Source organism: Parasutterella excrementihominis YIT 11859, assembly GCF_000205025.1.
GTDB classification, from domain to species: domain Bacteria; phylum Pseudomonadota; class Gammaproteobacteria; order Burkholderiales; family Burkholderiaceae_F; genus Parasutterella; species Parasutterella excrementihominis.
Genome location: NZ_GL883735.1, coordinates 1 through 19,725, shown reverse-complemented (window position 1 = coordinate 19,725; position 19,725 = coordinate 1). Strand labels below are relative to the sequence as shown.

Sequence of the window (19,725 nt, the reverse complement as noted above, 5' to 3'; positions counted from 1 at the left end):
GCTTTCGACAGACTTTTGCAACAGCCCCTTTTTTCATATCTCAAGGTCTTACTTGATCAGGTCGGAAAGACTGTAAAGCTTGACCAAATTTTGGAAGGACTCAGGAGCATTGATCACTTTCAGCTCGGCGTTTCTTGCCTGAGCCCTTCGCATCCATTCCAGTACGACGGCCACCGCGGCGCTGTCGGTTTTCTGCACATCTTGCATATCCATCACGCTGTCACCTGAATCAATGGCCTGTATGCCTTGGTTCAAAATCGCAACGGCATTATCAAAGCCGATGTGCTGAGCCTGCAACTTCATCCTTACTTCCCTTTATTGGCTTCAAGCTTCTGCACGCGGTCTTTCAGCTGAGCGATCAAACCGGTAAGGCCGGAGTTCCCGATAACGGAAGCAAACTGAGAACGATAGTTCTCAACGAGCCAAACACCGCCGACGCAAACGTCGAAGATCTTCCAGTCTTTACCGGTATTCATCAGACGGTAGTCCAGCTGAATCGGATCGCGCTGGCTGGCTACCAAGCGTGTGCGGACGATCGTCAGACGAGGATCATTGCTCGGACGAGATTTTGCCGGCTCGACCGTGTAGTTGTTGGCTTCCTTCAAGGCGCCGGAGTAGACAGCAACAAGAAGCGTGCGGAACAGTTGCATGATCTCTTTGCGCTGAGCTTCGTTAGCCTTTCTCCAAGAAGGACCCACGGCCATACGTGTCATCGTGGCGAAGTCTGTATAGGGCAGAATCTTTTTATCTACAAGCTGATTAACATGCGCCGGGTCGGCTGCTGCCAAAGCCGGGTCTTTCTTAATTTCATCTAGAACCTGAGTAGATACGTCCATGACCAATTTCTCCGGAGCAAGACTCGGTTCAGCAGTTGCCGCGACTCCGAAAACGGAGAGGAAAAACACGACAATCAGGCTAATCAGTTTTTTCATTTCTTTTCATCCATAGCGGGTTTATCAGCATCGTCAGCGTCATCATCGCCGAACGGGCTCAGCAGCGGCTGCTGAATCATTGCAGGGCCGTCACCGTTCTGAAGCGAGTTCTGGCGCTGCTGCAGGTAAGCGTTTCGTGTCGCAACGTACGGGTCGACGGTCTTATCCAACATATCCGTGACCGGAAGCAGGCGCTCTCTGGCGTTGACGAACTTGGCGCCCCACCACGGCCATACGAACCAGTCCCTGCCGACGTACGTGTTCGGATCCAGGAAGACTTCAGGAACCAAGCCGACGGTGTCACGAACGGTTGAAGGTCCTAAGACCGGAATGACAAAATACGGGCCTTTCGGAACGCCCCAAGTTGCAAGGGTCTGACCGAAATCTTCCGGCATACGGGGAATATCAACCATCTGGGCTACGTCGAAAATACCAACGACGCCGACAGTGGAGTTAATCATGAGACGGAACAAGGAAAGAATGCCTTCTTCGACTTTTCCTTGAAGAACATTGTTGACCGCATTAGACGGCTCCATCGTGTTCTGGAACACGCGGGTCACACCTTCGCGCACGGGCTTCGGAGTGATGAACTGATAGCCCTTTGCCAAGGGACGGATCAGAATAAAGTCCAAACCTTGGTTAAAAGCAAAGGTCTGACGGTTCAAGGTTTCCCAGGGATCGTCGGGATTCTGACCGGAGTCTTTCGGGACGGAGGCACAGCCGGACAGTAAAGCAGCTCCGACGAGCGCAAGAGCCAAGATCTTCTTTTTCATTTTGTTATTCCTTCTTCGAGCCAGCGTTTTCTTCAGCCTTATTAAACATGAATTGACTGATCAAGTTCTCTAAAACAACAGCACTTTGAGTAAATTCTATTCTTCCGCCGTTTGTTAAGTCCTTATCATCGGCTCCGGGCTGCAGGCCGATATACTGCTCACCGATTAGGCCGGCCGTAAGAATCTTCGCAGAGGTATCTGCCGGGAACTTGAATTGGTTCTCCATAGAGATCACGACTTTTGCCTGGAACGTGTCGTTGTCGTAGCTGATGGATTTGACTCGGCCAACGAGCACACCGGCGCTTCTGACCGGAGCGCGGGCTTTCAAACCGCCGATGTTATCGAAGTAGGCGGTGACTTCGTAGCCCTTGGAAGTAGAGAACGAACTCAGGTTTGCGGCCTGGAGCGCTAAGAACAACAGAGCAACAATGCCGCCGAGGACAAACAAGCCGACGAGGAAATTAATTTTTGTATTCTGATTCTGCATGACTGACTTTCCTTTCTAACCGTGCGTAAACATAAAGGCGGTCAGAATGAAATCCAACCCTAAAACAACAAGAGATGAAACAACAACTGTTCGCGTAGTCGCGCTCGAAACACCTTCCGGCGTTGCACGAGCTGTATAGCCTTCGTAAAGCGCAATCGCTCCGACGGCTACGCCGAACACAAAGGTTTTGATAATGCCGTTGCCGATATCGGGGCCGACTTCAACACCGGCCTGCATCTGTGCCCAGAAGGCGCCGGAATCCAATCCGATCAACGGAACAGCCACGACCCAGCTGCCGATAATGCCGACAGCGGAGAACATGATCGCAAGCAGCGGCATCGAGATGACGCAGGCCAAAAAACGCGGTCCCAAAATTCTGCGGATAGGATCGACACCCATCATTTCCAGAGCGGAAAGCTGTTCACCGGCGTTCATCAAACCGATCTCCGCCGTAAGCGACGTACCGGCGCGCCCCGCAAAAAGAAGTGCCGTCACCACCGGTCCCAGCTCTCGGAGCAAGGACAGAGCAACTAAAACGCCGAGCGCCTGCTCGCTGCCGTAGCTCGAAAGGACGTAGTCGCCCTGAAGACCGAGCACAAAGCCAACGAATAATCCGCTCACCAGAATAATGACCAGTGAGTAATTGCCTACAAAATACAGCTGTTTGAGTGTGTCTTGAAAACGCGTAAACGACGGGCCGAGGTTTACAACTAAACGGAAAAGAAAGCGTGAGAAGTTTCCGAGCGTACGCACGCCGGAAAGCGCCCAGGCGCCGACGGAACTGATCCAATTAAAAATACCCATCATTTCAGACCAAGCTCCTGATTCAGCGGTTCGGCCGGATACTGGAATCGGACGGGACCGTCCGGCAAACCGTTAACAAATTGATAGACGAACGGATCTTTGCTTTGACGCAGCTCGTCAGGTGTTCCGTGTGCAGCGACTTTTCCGCTGGAAATCATATAGACGTAATCTGCGATGCCGAACGTTTCCTGAACGTCGTGCGTGACGATCAGACTTGTTGAGCCGAGAACAGTGTTCAAATTGCGGATCAGCTGAGCGGTCACGCCCATAGAAATCGGATCTAAGCCGGCAAAGGGCTCGTCATACATAATGAGCATCGGATCGAGCGCAACGGTTCTGGCGAGCGCTACGCGGCGGCTCATACCTCCGGAAATCTCAGACGGGTACAGTTGAGCGGCACCGCGAAGTCCGACCGCATTGAGTTTGAGCAAAACGAGGTCACGAATTAAAGCTTCCGGAAGATCCGTGTGCTCACGCAGCGGGAAAGCGACGTTATTGAACACCGTCATATCCGTAAACAGCGCTCCGAACTGAAACAGCATTCCCATCTTTCTGCGGATGCGGTACAGAGATTCGAGATTGGCCGTATTCAGCCGTTCTCCGTCAATAAAGACCTCTCCTTTATCCGGCGTCAGCAAACCTCCGATAAGTTTCAGAAGGGTTGTCTTGCCCATGCCGGAGCCGCCCATAATGGCAATCACTTCGCCCTTACGGAAGGATAAGCTCACGTCATCCAAAATGACGCGGGAGCCTTCCGCATAAGAAAAGCTCATATCCTTAATTTCGACAATCCAGTCGTTGTCCTGTCTCTCCATCGTCGACCCAATAAAACCAAAACAGGCATTCTTACACAAATGCCTAATTGATCGATTATGCCACACCCGCGCGGGCTATTCCTTTGATTAAAGGCGTTAAATCGGATTCAGCTAATCACGGGGTAAAGAATTTTTTACATTTTTTATGCAGAAAAAGAATAAAGGCAGCCGAAGCCGCCCAAACTTACGAGATCATGCCTGTGAAGGACTTCTTCGAACGCCTGATGCTTTGAGGTCCGGATCGTCCGGAGGCACAAGCGGAAAATTTTTCTTAACCTCCGCACTAATATCTGCGGCCCGCCCCGTCTGAAGATCGACAAAAGTCCATTCAGTCCAACCCTGCATACAGACTTTATTGTCCCGCTTCAGATAAAAGCAGCGGCGGCTTTTGGCGCCGTCCATGGTCTCTACCCAAGTAAGCATGGTGAGTTCGTCGCCTTCGAACGTGGGCCGCAAGTACTCAATCTTATGAGTACTTGCAACAAACACTTTCCCGATTCCCAGATAGCGGTCCATCGTCCACCCAAGAGAGTCCGAGTGAGCAAGCGCCGCCTCTTCCATCCAGCGCAGATATTCTTTGTTGTTGGTATGACCCAGCACATCAATTGATTCTTTGCCGACCTTGATCGGAAATCGGAAAATTCGTTCCATGAGCAGTATGCAAAAAAAGAATTAATTTTGCTCGTCGCTGAGGAACTTGTCGACAGCCTCAGCGCACCGACGGCCTTCAGCCAGAGCGCGAACCACCAAGCTCTGGCCTCTGCGGCAATCGCCGGCTGCAAAGACCTTCGGAACATTCGTGCGGAAGGCATCTTTTCCTTCGTACGCCGCCTGGGCATTGCCGCGCATGTCGGTTTGAACGCCGAACGCATCCATCACCGGGCTGCTCGGATGCAGGAAACCCATTGCAAGCAGAACCAGGTCGCTCTCGATTTCGAACTCGCTGTCCGGGATTTCTTTGAAAGTTCTGCGGCCGGTAACCGGATCTTTCATCCACTCCAGACGCACGGCTTTAACACCGCGGACCCGTCCTTCGCCGTCGGACAAAAACTCCTTCGTGGAAATCGCATAGTCCCGTTCACCGCCTTCTTCCTGAGAGGTAGAGGTACGCATAACGGCAGGCCAATTAGGCCAAACCATCGACTTATCGTAGGTTTCCGGCGGCTTCGGACCCAAGTCGATCTGCAGGACCTTTTCTGCACCTTGACGAATCGCGGTGCCAAGGCAGTCACTGCCGGTGTCGCCGCCGCCGATGATCAGAACTTTTCGATCTTTGGCACTGATATCTTCGTCAAAGGGCTCAGAAGCGTTGTGCTTATTCTGTACCGGGAGGTATTCGAGCGCGAAGTGAATACCTTTGAGATCGCGGCCTTTCACCTGCAGATCTCGCGGCGTTTCGGAACCCACAGCAAGCACGACGACTGAGAAATCTCGAAGGAGCTCGGAAACATCGATCGTCCGTTCACTGTCGTTCCAAATTCCGTGCGGATGATCTGGAACGCCGATAGACGTAGAGCAGCGGAACTGCACGCCCTCATTTTCCATCTGTGCAATCCGGCGATCGATCAGACTCTTATCCAGCTTGAAGTCAGGGATGCCGTAGCGGAGCAGGCCGCCGGGGCGTTTGTTCTTTTCAAACACCGTGACGGCGTAGCCCATGCGAGCCAGCTGCTGCGCACAGGCGAGTCCCGCAGGACCGCTGCCTACGACCGCGACCGACTTATCTTTGTGCTCCTTGGGAGGCTCTGGTTTGACCCAGCCCTGATTCCAGGCATTCGTGATAATGGCGCGCTCAATGGACTTAACGCCCATAGCTCGCTGCGTGTAATTCATGATGCAGCCGTTTTCGCACAGCGCTGGACAGACACGAGAAGTGAACTCCGGGAAGTTATTGGTTGAAGACAAGACGTGATAAGCCTTCTCCCAATCTTCGTTGTAGACCAAATCGTTAAATTCCGGTGCGACGTTGTGCAGCGGGCAGCTGAATGTGCAGAACGGTGTTCCGCAGTCCATACAGCGAGCGGCCTGCTGCTTTGCTTCCTGCTGACTCAGCGGAGTAATGAACTCGCGAAAATGCGTCTTACGCTGAGCAACCGGTTCGTGCGCCTGTTCGAGGCGCTCAAATTCCATAAATCCTGTTACTTTTCCCATGGTTCACCTCAGGCGGCTGAATGAGCAATGCCTTTGAGCAAAGCTTGTTTGTATTCTTTCGGGAAGACCTTCACGAACTTCTGAAGGCTTCTCGGCCAATCGTCGAGAATGTCTCGAGCTCTCTGACTTCCCGTGTAGAGGAAGTGACGATTGACCAGGTCTTTCAGGATGCTTTCGTCTGTCTTGCCGAGGTGCCAGGCGCTGTGGTCGCCCGAAGCGGCTTGGTCTTTATCCGGCAGCACAGCACAGAGCTCGACGCTTTCAGAGTTGCAGCGTTTCGCAAACGTTCCGTCCTCGTCGTAGACATAAGCAATACCTCCCGACATACCGGCGCCGAAGTTTCGGCCGACATCGCCTAAAACCACGACAGTTCCGCCGGTCATGTATTCACATCCGTGATCTCCGCAGCCTTCCGAGACTGCTGTTGCACCGGAAAGTCGAACCGCAAAGCGCTCGCCTGTCACACCGTTGAAGAAGGCTTCACCGCTGGTGGCACCGTAAAGAACCGTGTTGCCTGCGATGATGTTTTCGTCGCCTCTGCCGCGGAAGTCGGTCGGGCAGCGAACGATGATGCGGCCGCCGGATAGGCCCTTACCGACATAGTCGTTGGCTTCGCCGACCAGGTCGAGCGTGACACCGTTGGCAAGGAAAGCGCCGAAGGATTGGCCGGCTGTACCTGTCAGCTGAATGTGCAGTGTATCTTCAGGCAGACCTTCGGCACCCCAGCGGCGAATGATTTCGGAAGAAATCTTCGTACCGACCGTACGATGAATGTTCTTGATCGGAGAGATAAAACTGACTTTTTCTTTCTTCTCAATGGCATTGCGGCAAAGATCCAGCAGCTGGTAATCCAGTTCCTTTTCCAGACCGTGATTCTGCTTGACGCTTTGACGGCGCTTGTTCGGGTCGTCAACCTCCGGCTGATAGAGAACGCGAGACAGGTCGAGGTGAGCACACTTAGCCGGGTGCATCTTCTTCTGGCGCAGAAGATCGGAGCAGCCGACCAAGTCTTCAAACTTGCGAATACCCAGGCTTGCCATGATTTCACGAACTTCTTCGGCAACGAAGAAGAAGTAATTCACAACGTGCTTCGGTTCACCGTGGAAGCGTTTTCTGAGCTCTGGATCCTGGGTTGCGATACCGACCGGGCAGGTATTGAGATGGCACTTACGCATCATCATGCAGCCTTCCACAACCAGCGGAGCCGTCGCAAAGCCAAATTCGTCAGCACCCAAGAGCGCACCGATGACAACGTCACGGCCGGTCTTAATCTGACCGTCCACCTGGATTCGGACGCGGTCTCTCAAGTTGTTGATTACCAAAGTTTGCTGCGTTTCAGAAAGGCCCTGTTCCCAAGGCGTACCGGCAAACTTAATGGAAGAAAGCGGAGAAGCGCCTGTACCGCCGTCGTGGCCTGCAATCACAATATGATCGGCCTTTGCCTTAGCGACACCGGCAGCAACTGTGCCGACACCCTGCTCGCTCACGAGCTTGACGCTGATGTCTGCCTTGTCGTTGGCCATCTTGAGATCTCGGATCAGCTGAGCCAAGTCCTCGATCGAGTAAATGTCATGATGCGGAGGTGGCGAGATCAAACCGACACCGGGGATGGAGTAACGCAACTGAGCAATGTATTCACTAACCTTATGACCGGGCAGCTGACCACCTTCGCCGGGCTTGGCGCCCTGACTCATCTTGATCTGGATTTGGTCAGCGCTCGACAAATAGGCTTCAGTCACACCGAAACGGCCGCTCGCAACCTGCTTAATACGGGAGCGCAGAGAGTCGCCTTCTTCCAACGGAACGTCGGCCACGATGCGGTCTTCGCCCAAGATCGACTTCAGCGTGTCGCCCTTCTTAACAGGCGAAAGGCCTTCACGCATTTCTGCTTCATAGCGTTTCGGATCTTCACCGCCTTCACCGGTGTTGCTCTTGCCGCCGATTCGGTTCATGGCCACGGCAAGGACCGCGTGGGCTTCTGCAGAGATAGAGCCGAGCGACATGGCGCCGGTCGCAAAACGCTTCACAATTTCTTTGGCCGGTTCCACTTCTTCCAGCGGAATGGCCCTGGAAGGATCCACGTTGAATTCCATCAGGCCGCGCAACGTCATCTGGCGCTTGCTCTGGTCGTTGATGATTTCGGCGTATTCCTTGTAAGTCTGATAAGAGTTGCCGCGTGTGGCGTGCTGAAGTTTGGCAATTGCTTCAGGCGTCCACATATGTTCTTCACCGCGGGCTCTCCATTGATATTCGCCCAAGGTCGGAAGCAGTTTGTGACGATGGTTCTTATCGGCAAAGGCTTCCTTGTGCTGTTCAATAGCTTCGCGCATCACGTCAAAGATGCCCAAGCCGCCGACTTTGCAGCTGGTTCCGGGGAAGTAGCGATCGACGAACTCTTTATCCAAACCAAGTACTTCGAAGATCTGGGCGCCGCGGTAACTCATGTAAGTTGAGATACCCATCTTGCTCATAATCTTCTTGAAGGTTTTACCGATAGCGTGAATGTAGTTCTGCGTTGCTGTCTTTACATCGATCCCGCTTGGGTTGCCCGGCTTGTAGAGTTGTTCGATGGTTTCCAGTGCGAGATACGGATGAATTGCTTCGGCGCCGTAGGCAGCCAGAACGGCCATATGGTGCGTCTGAAACGCACTTCCGGTTTCGATGACAAGACCGGTATTCGTGCGGAGACCTGCCGCGATCAAGTGTTGGTGAATCGCACTGATAGCAAGCGGCATCGGGATTGCGACACGCTCTTCGCTCATCTTCCGATCCGTCAGGATCAGAATGTTGTAGCCGTCTTTAACGGCATCCACAGCCCGTGCACAAAGAGAAGCCAAACGAGCTTCTACACCTTCTTCGCCCCACGCAACACGATAAGTCGTGTCAATTTCATAGGAGCGGAACTTATCTCCGGTGTAGCGGTCGATGCGGCGCATCTTCGCCATTTCTTCCATACCGAGAATCGGCTGGGAGAGTTCCAGACGCAGCGGCGGGTTGACGTTGTTGATGTCGAGAAGATTCGGACGCGGACCCACGAAGGAAACCAGCGACATCACAAGCTGTTCGCGGATCGGGTCAATCGGAGGATTGGTCACCTGAGCAAACAGCTGACGGAAGTACTGATAGAACGGCTTGGCTCGGTGAGAGAGCATCGCAAGCGGTGTGTCGTTTCCCATGGAGCCGATTGCTTCTGCGCCTTTTTCCGCCATCGGGCGCAGAACAAACTTAATGTCATCTTCGCCGTAGCCGAACGCTTCCTGACGTTTGATCAGAGGAACCGGATTATTGTTGGGCAGCGGAGGCGGAGCAACCACGTCAGAGAGATGAATGTTCAGGCGCTTTGTCCATTCCTTATAAGGATTGCTCAGAGCCAGGGTACGTTTGATTTCTTCGTCTTCAATGATGCGGCCCTGTTCGGTATCGATCATGAACATCTTGCCCGGCTGCAGACGCCATTTCTTTTTAATTTGACTCTGAGGAATCGGCAGTGTTCCTGCTTCAGAAGCCAGGATCACAATATCGTCGTTGGTCAGAATATAGCGACCCGGACGAAGACCGTTTCGGTCGAGTACGGCACCGATGCGCACACCGTCGGTAAATCCGACAGCTGCCGGACCGTCCCAAGGTTCCAGCATGGCTGCGTAGTATTCGTAGAAAGCGCGCTGAGCCGGATCCATCTGTCCTTTTGCCTGCTCCCAAGCTTCAGGAATGGTCAGCATCACGGCCTGAGCCAGCGGGTAGCCGCTCATGACCAGAAGTTCAAGCATGTTGTCTAAACAAGCCGTGTCGCTCTGACCTTCGTAGATGATCGGCAGCAGCTTCTTGACGTCATCTCCCAGGACGGCTGTTTCAACGGCACGTTCGCGGGCTCTTAACCAATTAAAGTTGCCTTTAACCGTATTGATTTCGCCGTTGTGCGCAATCATGCGGTACGGATGGGCAAGTTCCCAGCTCGGGAATGTGTTGGTCGAGAAACGCTGATGAACCAAAGCAATGGAGCTGACGACACGAGGATCATTGAGATCTTTGTAGTAGGCACCGACCTGATCTGCCAGCAAAAGACCTTTGTACACAATGGTCTTTGTCGACATTGAAGGCACGTAGAACTCTTTGCCGTGCTTTAATTTCAAAGCCTGAATTTTGTGACCGGCAAGCTTGCGAATGACGTACAGCTTGCGTTCAAGGGCGTTCGGCACCATGACGTCGGGACCGCGGCCGATGAAGATCTGACGAATAACCGGAGCGGTTTCCAAAACCGTCTTCGACATTCTGATAGTGGTGTCAACCGGAACGTCTCTCCAGCCTAAAACAACTTGGCCTTCGGCCTTCACGACGCGTTCCAATTCCTGTTCGCAGGCGCGCCGAGAAGCGTGCTCACGCGGCAGGAAAATCATGCCGACGCCGTAGTCGCCTGCGGGCGGCAGAAGGATGTTTTGTTTAGCCATTTCGGCGCGGAAGAAGGCATCCGGAATTTGAATCAAAATACCGGCGCCGTCGCCGCACAGCGGATCAGCACCGACCGCGCCGCGATGATCAAGATTTTTTAGAATTTGCAGCGCCTGCGTCACGATTTCGTGACTGGCCTGTCCTTTGACACTGGCGACGAAACCGACACCGCAAGCGTCATGCTCATAAGCGGGATCATAAAGTCCGTGCTCGGCAGCATCTTTCCTTTGGTCTGAGCGAGTGCTCATGGGGTTCTCCTGAATGGATTCTTTATTGAAGACTTGTTTGTTATAGAAGATTTAACTTCGCAAAATGCAAAGAAATATTTTTATGTGACACTAATTTATAAAAATTTTCTTTATTTATTTAATAAATTGGTGTCAGATTCAAGAGGGTTTATTGCGGACGCCTTGCGGGGGCGACCTCTTCCGCGCTGCGGCTCCATCCGTTCAGCCTCAACGCCTATAGACTCTAAGAACTTCTTGTCTGCGATCGGCCAGCCGCGTTTTACACAAGACATCAGCCTTTCCCCGAAAACTTTATCAGGACCGCGTTCAAAAAGATCCTTGTAATTTTTTTGCCGCTCAAACGGCGTATTGCCCAGTGCCCAATACTCGATGGAAGGCACCATGAAGTAATCGCTGCGGATGCCGGCGTGATGGAAGTAGCTGCTCCACGGATAAAACTGCGGCTCTCCGTAACCGTAAACGAACGGCAGCCATTCCATATAAATTGTCGCCGCCAAAAGCCTGCCTTTTCCCTGCAGAAGCGAAGACTCAAATCTGCCCTGCCAAATCTTGCCGTTTCGCGAAAACTCGTCATTGAAGTAATGGCTGTACAGACGGCTTAGCTGCTGCACGAACCGAGAGAGATCCTCCGCTTTTTCTCGCGGCGTCAGCAGCAGATGAATTTGGTCGGTAAAAACCGCAAAGGCCGAAATGTCAGTGCTGTACGCACGAGAGCCGTCTGAGAAGATCTGAAAGAGCTTCTCGATGTTCTTATCAAACGGAATCAAAGAGATTTCCGGCACACTTCTGAGGACAACATAGTGTGCCTGCGCAGCTGCAGACAATCGAGTCAAACGGGTCATGGGATTCGGGTCTTTTGGTTTTCTAACCTATCTTACCGAGCCAGAAGCGCTTTAACTCAATAAGCCGTTAAAAAACAGCTGCGCTTCCACGGCTTCTCCGGCTTCAATCCTTCGGCCCTGGGGATTCGGAATCGCCGCCGCTGCATCTCGAAAAGCCGACGAACGGCCGCTTCCCTTCTGTACGGGAAGTGCAATGACTCTGCCCTCGAACGGCGCCAACTGCACGCAAATGTCGCCGGCTTTGCCTTCGTAATCAAATCCCATGAATACTTTTTGACGTCTCACAAAGAAAGGATCCGTTCTGAAAGACTGCCAAATGACGGGGAGCACGACCCGCTGAACAATGTTGACGAACCCGAGCGGATTACCAGGAAGGCCGAACAAAACCGCACCTTTGAGATTTGCGCATACAAAAGGCAGTGAACTCGAGAGTTTTGTCTGATCTTCGGACTGCTTCGCTCCGGCGCGCTTAAGCGCAAGCCGCAGCATATCGCTCTTACCTTGTCCGGTTCCTCCGACCGTGATAATAAAGTCGAAGCTTTGAGCAAGCACTTCCAGACGGTCGGCAATCGAATCGGCTTCGTCCTTCGCGTAAAAGATCGCCGTATCCGTCAGTCCCAGCCCGGAAAGAAGATTCATGAGATAGACCGCATTGCTGGAGTGGCGTCCCGCTGAACTCAAAGCGCCGGCTTCAGCAATCTCGTGCCCCGTCGCCAGGATCGCGGCCGAGGGGCGCTTCCAGACGCGAATGTTTTCGATGCCGGCCTCAAACAGCAGCGCCTGCGCTCCGGCGCCAAGGACCGTACCTTTTTTCAGAATAAGAGACCCTTTGGTCCATTCTGTCCCGCGCGGCAGGACGTTCTCGTAGGGATACACATCAGCAGCAAAATCCGGGGCTTGTGGATCAGAATCTGAAACGACGGCATCGGCAGCAAGCGGGAGAAAACCGCCGGTATTGATCCATCGGGAACCGTTTTTTTGTAACAAAGCGGGCTGCTCTCCGTTTTTGACCGGCTCACCCACTAAGGTGTGATTACCCTCAGTTGTGCTAATCGCCCATCCGTCTCTCAGCGACACGTCATAAGGCGGAATATCTTCCATGCAAACAACATCTTCGGCGAGTTCGCAGCCGAAACTATTGTCCGTGCTTACACCTACATTTATTCTTTTTGTTAGGGTTTCTCCTAGCTCAAAGGGGTAAAGTACAAAACAACCATTCATATTTTGTTGATCCTAAACACTTTTTGTTCTTCTTTTAGATGGGTATTTATTTTGTGTATCCACTAAAAAAAAATTGTAACTTCACAAAAATTCTTTTCAAGAATATTACAAATTGTTAGAATTTGTTCGTGTCGAAGACGAAACTGTAACAAACCGTCTCGGCATAACACCCCAAGTGCAGCGACTAGCTGCGGAGAACAAAATGACAACCAGATTCAAAGAAGTAGTTTACGCAAAGGCTCTCTCACGTGAGCTTCCCTCGGTTGTTTTCTCCGCCACAGAACCGATCCTTCTCACTCGCTGGACAATCAAACCCGTCGGCAGCGACGGCTGGTCTGTTGCCCGAATCTAATCTCTGCACCACAACGGACTCGCAGGGTCTCTCCTAGCTTCGTCCCTGCGTTCTCTCTCTGCGACAGTCTCTGTCGTTCCTCCATCAGGAGAAATTGAAATCATGTTTGATCTGAAAGACCTAATGTCTCGGGTAAATCTGCCCCAAGACATTACTCGACGCGGCTTCCTGCAGGTAGCTACCGTAACCGCAGCATTTGCTGCTATGAATCAATCCCGCGCGCAGACCGGCGCTCAGCCCTACATTATTTTGGAAACTCCAAAGGGCTTAATCGTCGGCGATCCCTCTCTCTGCGTCGACTGCCAGCGCTGCGAAATGGCTTGTACCGAATTTAACGACGGTAAGAACGACCCGGTTCTGGCTCGTATTCGTATCGGCCGCAATATTTGGTACGGTCCGGGCAACCCCGGTGCACGTCCTCTGCAGGGCGTTTGGGGCGACAGCACTGTCTATCAGGACACCTGCCGTCAGTGCGCCCACCCTGTCCCTTGTGCTAATGCCTGCCCGCAGGGTGCCATCCGCGTCGACCCCAAGACCGGCGCCCGCTATGTGGATGAAGACAAGTGCATCGGCTGCGGACTCTGCCAGAAAGCCTGTCCGTGGGACATGATGAGCTTCGACCGCGAAAAACAGAAAGCCAGCAAGTGCTTCCTTTGCGACGGCGAACCGAAATGCGTGAAAGCCTGCCCGGCTGCCGCTCTGACCTATATGCCTTGGAAGGATCGTTCCGGTGAACCCGCAAGACGTCCGACCCACGGCTATCTGCCTGAAGAAAATGCTAACCAGTGCTCGGTCTGCCATGGTTAATTAAATCTCTAAGGAACTGCTATGGACAATATTCAAAAAAGATATGGCTACACCGGTCAGGGCCTGCGTGTAAATCTAACAACCGGCAAAATCACCAAAGAACCGACGTTCCCGAGATTTAAAGACGAAATCGGCGGAACTGCTTTGGGCTACCGTGTTTTCTGGGACGAAGTTCCTCCGAAGACTCAGCCGCTTGATGAAGCCAACAAGCTCGTGATCGCTCCGGGACCCTTCTCCGGATCCGGCGCCCTCTGCTCGAGCCGTACTTCCATTACGACCATTTATCCGACAATCTATCCGATGCCGATGATTGCCTCCGCTCATATCGGCGGCGACATGGCTGCACGCCTCAAACAGGCCGGCTATGACTTCATCATCATCGAAGGTAAATCTGAAAAACCGGTTTACCTCTACATCAACAACGACGAAGTCGAACTGCGCGACGCCAAAGGCATTTGGGGCCAGGGCACCCGTCGTGCACAGCAGATGCTTGCCGACCAGACCTCTCCGATGGCTTCTATCGCCGTGATCGGACCGGCCGGTGAAAACCTCGTTCCGATGTCCGTGCTCATCAGCGCCCGTCAGCATTCCGGCGGCGGTGTCGGCTCCGTCTTCGGATCCAAGAAACTCAAAGGCGTCGTTATCATCGGCGACCAGCCGATCCACATTCATGCCGACAAGAAAGAATGGCAGAAGATCACCGAACGCAACATCGATCTGTTCGGTTCTCTGAACCAGCACGTCGTTCCGTCCGCCCCGAACCCCCTGTTTGAATTCTGGGCCCCGGGCAGCCGCTGGAACGGTATGCCGGGCAACGTTTGGCAGAAAGCCAATCCGCCGATCACGCTCGGTGAAGATATGCGCAGCCCCAACAAGATTTCTTACCGTTGGTGCGCCAGCCAGTTCTTCCTCGGCAAACCTCAGGGTTTGAAGATTCAGGTCCGCAACAACGGCTGCTACTCCTGCCCGCTGCGCTGCTACTCGATCGTTGAAGACGAAGAAGCTGCTGCCCGCTATCACATCAATAAGATGACCGAACAGACCTGTATGTCTCTGTACTTCGGCCGCGTGATCTTCCCGAAGATTGCCACGAAACGCGACCTGCCGGCAGCCCGTCAGGCTTCCATGGTCGGCATCCAGACAATGGACGACCTCGGCGTATGGTGCAACTACGGTCAGCTTCACCGCGACTTCAAGAAGATGTACGTCAAGGGCCTCTGGAAGAAGGTTCTTCCTGAAAAGGAATACAACTCCATTCCTTGGCAGAAGATTGAAGACTGCGACGCTTCCTTCCTGCAGGATTTGTTCCAGCGCATCGCCTATCGTCAGGGTGAAATGGGCAAGTGGCTCGGCGAAAGCACGCCTTACATGCTTGGCCACTTCGGCATCCCCGAATCCGACTGGTCCACAGACAAATCCACAAACTACTGGGGTCTCGGCCATCCGAAACATCACGCCAACGAAGACGACGGTCAGGTCGGCGTGGTTCTGAACTGCCTCTACAACCGTGACCCGATGTGCCACGGCACCGTGAACTTCACACGCAGCGGTCTGCCGATCAATGTGAAGAAACAGATTGCCGAACACTTCTGGGGAAGCGGCGATGCCGTCGACGAAGTCGGCGACTACACGCCTACCAATGAAGCCAAGATGCGCCGTCTGCGCTGGATCATCTGCCGCAAAGAACTGCACGACATGCTCGGTCTTTGCTCTTGGATGGCTCCGTGGGTTGTGTCTCCCAACAAGTCCGAAAACTACATCGGTGACGATGACATGGAAGGCAAGGTTTATCGCGCCTTAACCGGCAGAAATACAACTGCTAAGCAGCTTGATGACGCCGGCTTCCGCGCCTTCACGCTGCATCGCGCCTACACCATGCGCGAAATGAATGAAGTCAATATGCGCAAGAACCATGACTTCTATCCGGCCTGGATCTTTACAGATGCCAAGGACAAACCGGCATTCACGAAAGGCACGATCCGTATGGATCAGGGTGACATTGAAAAGAGCTTCGATATCTTCTTCAAGCTGATCAACTGGGATCCCGCCACCGGCGCCCCGACCGAACAGGCTTACAAGGATATCAATCTCGAATTCGTTATCCCTGTCATGCAGAAAGAAGGCTTAATCCCCGGAAAATAGAGTAGTAAATTATGAATCACCCTGAAGCCAACTCCGCAATGGATGCCGCCCAGCTCAAAGCTGACATCGTCCTGCTGATCGATCTGATTACCGAACACAGCCGCAAGGTTGAACTGGTAACGCACGAAGACCTTCAAGACGAATTCCTCAGTAAGGCTCCCCTGCAACAGCCCATTCCCGTTTCTCAGATCAAGGCCGAATACGAAGCCATCCCGGAAATGGAAAGAAAGCTGCGCAATAAGGCCGACGACAGCCCCGAAGAGAAAGAGCGCAGACGTCTGATCTCCCGCAGACAGATGTTCGGTTCTCTCTTCAGTGGCGAATTAAGTCTTGCCGACCTTAAGGAAGAGCCGGCGGAAGCTGAGTCCGCACCCAGAGAGATCACGCCGGAGTACTTCGAAACCGTTTTAGCCGAAGTACTCAAAGGTCAGTACGGCATTGAAGATCTCACGAGCTGGGATAGCAAGCACTATTACCATTTCTCTCCGCTGCTTTCTGCCTCGTACGCCAGACTGCTTTCTACGCAGAACAATCCTTACGAGCAGATTTTGGACACGGTTCGCGAAAGTTCCCGCGTCTATCCGCGTCCCGTCGGAGTGTTCACCTTTGAATTTGCGCCCTTCCGAATCGATCCGACCGTGATCCAGGATGTCCTCGATCGAATCGCTGAAGATCCCAACGCCAAAGACATTCGGGTGACCGTGACATCCGCCGGAACCGTGTATCTCTACTCTTCAACTTACCTTGAAGATGCTATGGCGGACTTCCTCGCGGAGGAAATGGATCAGGGCGAAGCTCAGATGCTCTAGTAAAGACTCCCGGCGGAACGCCTCGAACGGGCCGCCGACATAAAGGTGCAAAATACTATGCTTACCAAAATTACAACGTTAACTCTCTCCTGCCTGGCAGCGATCGGTTTTTCTGCCGCCTGTGCCGCAGAAGGTTCTTACAACGTTAATCAAATCAACATCCCCGAAAAACCTGAGTTCATGGCTTCTCTCGGTATCGCTAAGGATGCCAAGCCCGATCTGACCAAAGACCAAAAGACCCAGCTCGCCGGCAAGGCATACCATGAAAAAGCCGATCAGCACTTCATGAGCGTCCATGCTCAGAAGGGCGTGAGCTGCAACACCTGTCACGATCCGAGAAGTCTTGACGGCGTCGCCTGGATGGCCGTTGTGAACAAACCCGTCATCCGTCAGACCTGCCAGGACTGCCATACGGTTCAGGCCGATGTGTTTGCGCACACCGATACACATGACAAGCTCGACTGCATTGCCTGCCATATGCCGAACGTTGCTTCTGCCGCCGACTATTCGACCGATCAGAACGCTGCCGGCCCCAAGGCTCTGCGCCGCATCCATACTTACAAGATCCTTGTCGACCCGAAGGCCTCCTCTATGGTTGAAGGTGAAGTCAAGGTCGGTAAGGACGGCACGGCCAAAGGCTATGTCATGGCCAAGGACGAAGACGGAAACGGATACGTTGACCTGATGTGGAGCTGCGCACGCAACACGCCTGCCGACTACACAGTCTTCGAAGGCAAAGGCTGCCATAACCCGGCAACGTCCAAACTCGACGAAGGCCTGATCTATCAGGATCAGAAAGAGGTCTACGGCGAAACTCTGAAGTGGCAGACTCCGATCAAGGAAGGCTACAAAGAAATCGCCGGAGCCATTCCCCGCATGAGAAAGCTTCTTGAAGTTACTCGTCTGAGCCCAGCCGACCAAACCGACGCCAGACTTCTTCTCGACAAAGCCGACCAGATTGCAACCATGATTAAGAAAGACGGTTCCTGGGGTATGCACGCCCAGAACTATCTGCTTGACCAAGTTAAGACCGCACAGGCTTATCTTGCCAAAGCCCAGCAGATCATGGACAAGGGCGGTTACAACAAGATAGCAACAAAATAAAGGAGTCCGGGGGAGCGTCTTTGGGCCGCTCTTCCGAGCTCCTATAGCGCGGATTTATTCCGCCGAGGAGATACATTGTGAGTACCATCAACAGGCGAACTTTCATTAAGGGCACGACTGCCAGTTCTCTGTTCGTTCTCACGCTGGCCGGCTGCTCTGAGAAAAAGAGCGCTCCCATTAAGAGTGCTCAGGCTCAGGGAGTAACGCAAGGTTCTGCCAAGCCCCACTATGTCATGGTCTTTGACCAGAACAAGTGCGTCGGCTGCGGCGAATGCAAAGAAGCTTGCGCCGAAACCAACAAGACACCTGCCGGTGTGTTCCGTCTGGCTTTAGAGCGCCAGAACGGGAGAGAACCCGGAACGGCTTGCCCGTACTGCGGAAAAATCGAGCCCTGCGACTGCGAACGCAAATATGTTCGTGTTTCTTGTCAGCAGTGTCTCGATGCGCCCTGTGTTCGCGTCTGCCCGACACAGGCAGCTCACCGCGATCCGGAAACCAACATCGTGACGATGGACCCGGACAAATGCGTCGGCTGCAAATACTGCATCGCCGCTTGCCCGTACAACGTCCGCTTTATCAACCCACAGACCCGCGTTGCTGAAAACTGCGACTTCTGTCTGCATACCAAATTGGCAAAGGGCGAGGATCCTGCCTGCGTCTCTAAGTGCCGTTACGGTGCTTTGGCGTTCGGCGATCTGAACGATCCGAACTCTTACGTCGCCAAGCTGTTAGACGTGAAGGATGCCGTCCGGGTTCGCACCTATCTTGGTACCGAACCGAGTCTGCGTTACATCCCGGTGATGAAGGAGAAAATTTAAATGGACGGAGCCATCAACTTTACAATAGGTTTATCCGAGGGCATCGCATGGCCCTGGCCAATTGCCGTCTATCTGTTCTTAGCCGGTATCTCGGGCGGTGCGGTTGCCGTTGCCCTTATGCTTAATTTCTTTAGGCATAAGACGGAAACAACGCCCATCATCAAATCTGCAAGCATTATCGGTCTGGCAACCATCCTGCTCGGTATGCTCTGCTTAGTACTTGACCTGACCAATCCTCTGTACTTCTGGAGAATTCTGGTCTACTACAACCCGACGAGTGTGATGAGTATCGGCGTCATGCTGCTGCTCTTCTATATCCCGCTGGTTGCAGTACTTATGGTGATGTCCTTTGCAGATACCTTCAGCAAGTGGCCGCTGTTAGGCTGGGTTAAACCGGTCTGCGACCGGCTGGAAAAATTCCGCGTCTGGATCAATGCCGTCGTCATGGTGCTGGCGATTGCCATCTGCGCCTACACCGGCTTCCTGATCTCTGCGCTGATCCGTTTCCCGCTGATCAACACGGCTGTTCTTCCCGCTCTCTTCGTTGCGTCCGGTATTTCCGCCGGTATGGCTGTCACTAAGATTTTGGCCGCCTGCTGCTTCGGAGCTCGCGAAGAAGATCCCGACATGCATGCAATGCACCAGGCCGAATGGCCGGTCATGGCAACCGAGGCTTTCTGCCTGTTCATGATCGCCATTGCCCTGCTCTCCGGCAACGAATCTGCCAAACTTGCCTTCAGCGCTTTCACAGACGGCATCTGGGCAGTCGTCTTCTGGGTCGGTGCCGTCGGTATCGGTTTCGGTATCCCGCTGATCGCGTCTCTCATTGCAGGCAAAAATACCGAGTCCAAGGTTTCCTTCTACTTTGCAGGAACCTGTGCGATCGCCGGCATGATGTGCTTGCGTCTGTTCATCCTCTATGCAGGACAGATGAACACCATCGTTTAAGCGCGATCAACTCATAAAATTTCAGC

General features: G+C 53.2%; 18 protein-coding genes. 7 read left to right on the top strand and 11 right to left on the bottom strand.

Annotated elements, in window-relative coordinates; all coding sequences use genetic code 11:
* Positions 1-48: 48 nt before the first annotated feature.
* From HMPREF9439_RS08850 to HMPREF9439_RS08800, 11 genes are all read right to left on the bottom strand, one after another.
* Positions 49-303 (bottom strand): STAS domain-containing protein, encoded by a 255-nt coding sequence (locus HMPREF9439_RS08850; RefSeq protein ID WP_008810498.1) that lies wholly within the window; start codon positions 301-303, stop codon positions 49-51.
* 2 nt (positions 304-305) lie between these two features.
* Positions 306-932: an MlaC/ttg2D family ABC transporter substrate-binding protein gene (locus HMPREF9439_RS08845; RefSeq protein ID WP_008810497.1), complete on the bottom strand. Its 627-nt coding sequence runs from the start codon at positions 930-932 to the stop codon at positions 306-308.
* Entirely contained in the window at positions 929-1,705 is a 777-nt protein-coding gene (locus tag HMPREF9439_RS08840; RefSeq protein WP_008810496.1) for an MlaA family lipoprotein, read from the bottom strand. Before HMPREF9439_RS08840 ends, HMPREF9439_RS08845 begins: the two co-directional genes overlap by 4 nt.
* Before the next feature lie 4 nt (positions 1,706-1,709).
* Positions 1,710-2,192, bottom strand: coding sequence for an outer membrane lipid asymmetry maintenance protein MlaD (mlaD, locus tag HMPREF9439_RS08835; RefSeq protein WP_008810495.1), 483 nt, complete (start codon positions 2,190-2,192; stop codon positions 1,710-1,712).
* Positions 2,193-2,207: 15 nt separating this feature from the next.
* Positions 2,208-2,999: a lipid asymmetry maintenance ABC transporter permease subunit MlaE gene (mlaE, locus tag HMPREF9439_RS08830; protein WP_008810494.1), complete on the bottom strand. Its 792-nt coding sequence runs from the start codon at positions 2,997-2,999 to the stop codon at positions 2,208-2,210.
* A complete protein-coding gene (locus HMPREF9439_RS08825; protein WP_008810493.1) occupies positions 2,996-3,811 on the bottom strand; it encodes an ABC transporter ATP-binding protein in 816 nt (271 codons plus the stop codon). Before HMPREF9439_RS08825 ends, mlaE begins: the two co-directional genes overlap by 4 nt.
* Before the next feature lie 192 nt (positions 3,812-4,003).
* Positions 4,004-4,462 (bottom strand): acyl-CoA thioesterase, encoded by a 459-nt coding sequence (locus HMPREF9439_RS08820; protein ID WP_008810491.1) that lies wholly within the window; start codon positions 4,460-4,462, stop codon positions 4,004-4,006.
* A gap of 21 nt (positions 4,463-4,483) precedes the next feature.
* A complete protein-coding gene (locus HMPREF9439_RS08815; RefSeq protein WP_008864574.1) occupies positions 4,484-5,962 on the bottom strand; it encodes a glutamate synthase subunit beta in 1,479 nt (492 codons plus the stop codon).
* A gap of 8 nt (positions 5,963-5,970) precedes the next feature.
* Positions 5,971-10,656 (bottom strand): glutamate synthase-related protein, encoded by a 4,686-nt coding sequence (locus tag HMPREF9439_RS08810; RefSeq protein WP_008810489.1) that lies wholly within the window; start codon positions 10,654-10,656, stop codon positions 5,971-5,973.
* Positions 10,657-10,766: 110 nt separating this feature from the next.
* The gene (locus HMPREF9439_RS08805) at positions 10,767-11,498 is read right to left on the bottom strand and encodes a transposase (protein WP_008810488.1); all 732 of its coding nucleotides are present in this window, start codon (positions 11,496-11,498) and stop codon (positions 10,767-10,769) included.
* Positions 11,499-11,549: 51 nt separating this feature from the next.
* Positions 11,550-12,719, bottom strand: coding sequence for a molybdopterin-binding protein (locus HMPREF9439_RS08800; protein WP_008810487.1), 1,170 nt, complete (start codon positions 12,717-12,719; stop codon positions 11,550-11,552).
* A gap of 202 nt (positions 12,720-12,921) precedes the next feature.
* On the opposite strand from HMPREF9439_RS08800, the gene HMPREF9439_RS13220 reads away from it, so the two are divergent.
* From HMPREF9439_RS13220 to nrfD, 7 genes are all read left to right on the top strand, one after another.
* Positions 12,922-13,071, top strand: coding sequence for a hypothetical protein (locus HMPREF9439_RS13220; protein WP_008864573.1), 150 nt, complete (start codon positions 12,922-12,924; stop codon positions 13,069-13,071).
* Between the two features lie 102 nt (positions 13,072-13,173).
* Positions 13,174-13,878: a 4Fe-4S dicluster domain-containing protein gene (locus HMPREF9439_RS08795; protein ID WP_008810485.1), complete on the top strand. Its 705-nt coding sequence runs from the start codon at positions 13,174-13,176 to the stop codon at positions 13,876-13,878.
* Between the two features lie 21 nt (positions 13,879-13,899).
* On the top strand, positions 13,900-16,020 hold the full coding sequence (locus HMPREF9439_RS08790; RefSeq protein ID WP_008810484.1) for an aldehyde ferredoxin oxidoreductase N-terminal domain-containing protein: 2,121 nt from the start codon (positions 13,900-13,902) through the stop codon (positions 16,018-16,020).
* A gap of 11 nt (positions 16,021-16,031) precedes the next feature.
* Entirely contained in the window at positions 16,032-16,829 is a 798-nt protein-coding gene (locus tag HMPREF9439_RS08785) for a hypothetical protein (RefSeq protein ID WP_008810483.1), read from the top strand.
* 57 nt (positions 16,830-16,886) lie between these two features.
* Positions 16,887-17,933: a cytochrome c3 family protein gene (locus HMPREF9439_RS08780; protein WP_008864572.1), complete on the top strand. Its 1,047-nt coding sequence runs from the start codon at positions 16,887-16,889 to the stop codon at positions 17,931-17,933.
* 77 nt (positions 17,934-18,010) lie between these two features.
* Positions 18,011-18,751, top strand: a complete 741-nt coding sequence (locus tag HMPREF9439_RS08775) for a 4Fe-4S dicluster domain-containing protein (RefSeq protein ID WP_008810481.1) — start codon at positions 18,011-18,013, stop codon at positions 18,749-18,751.
* Positions 18,752-19,699, top strand: coding sequence for an NrfD/PsrC family molybdoenzyme membrane anchor subunit (gene nrfD / locus HMPREF9439_RS08770; protein ID WP_008864571.1), 948 nt, complete (start codon positions 18,752-18,754; stop codon positions 19,697-19,699). It begins immediately after the preceding gene.
* Positions 19,700-19,725: the final 26 nt, after the last annotated feature.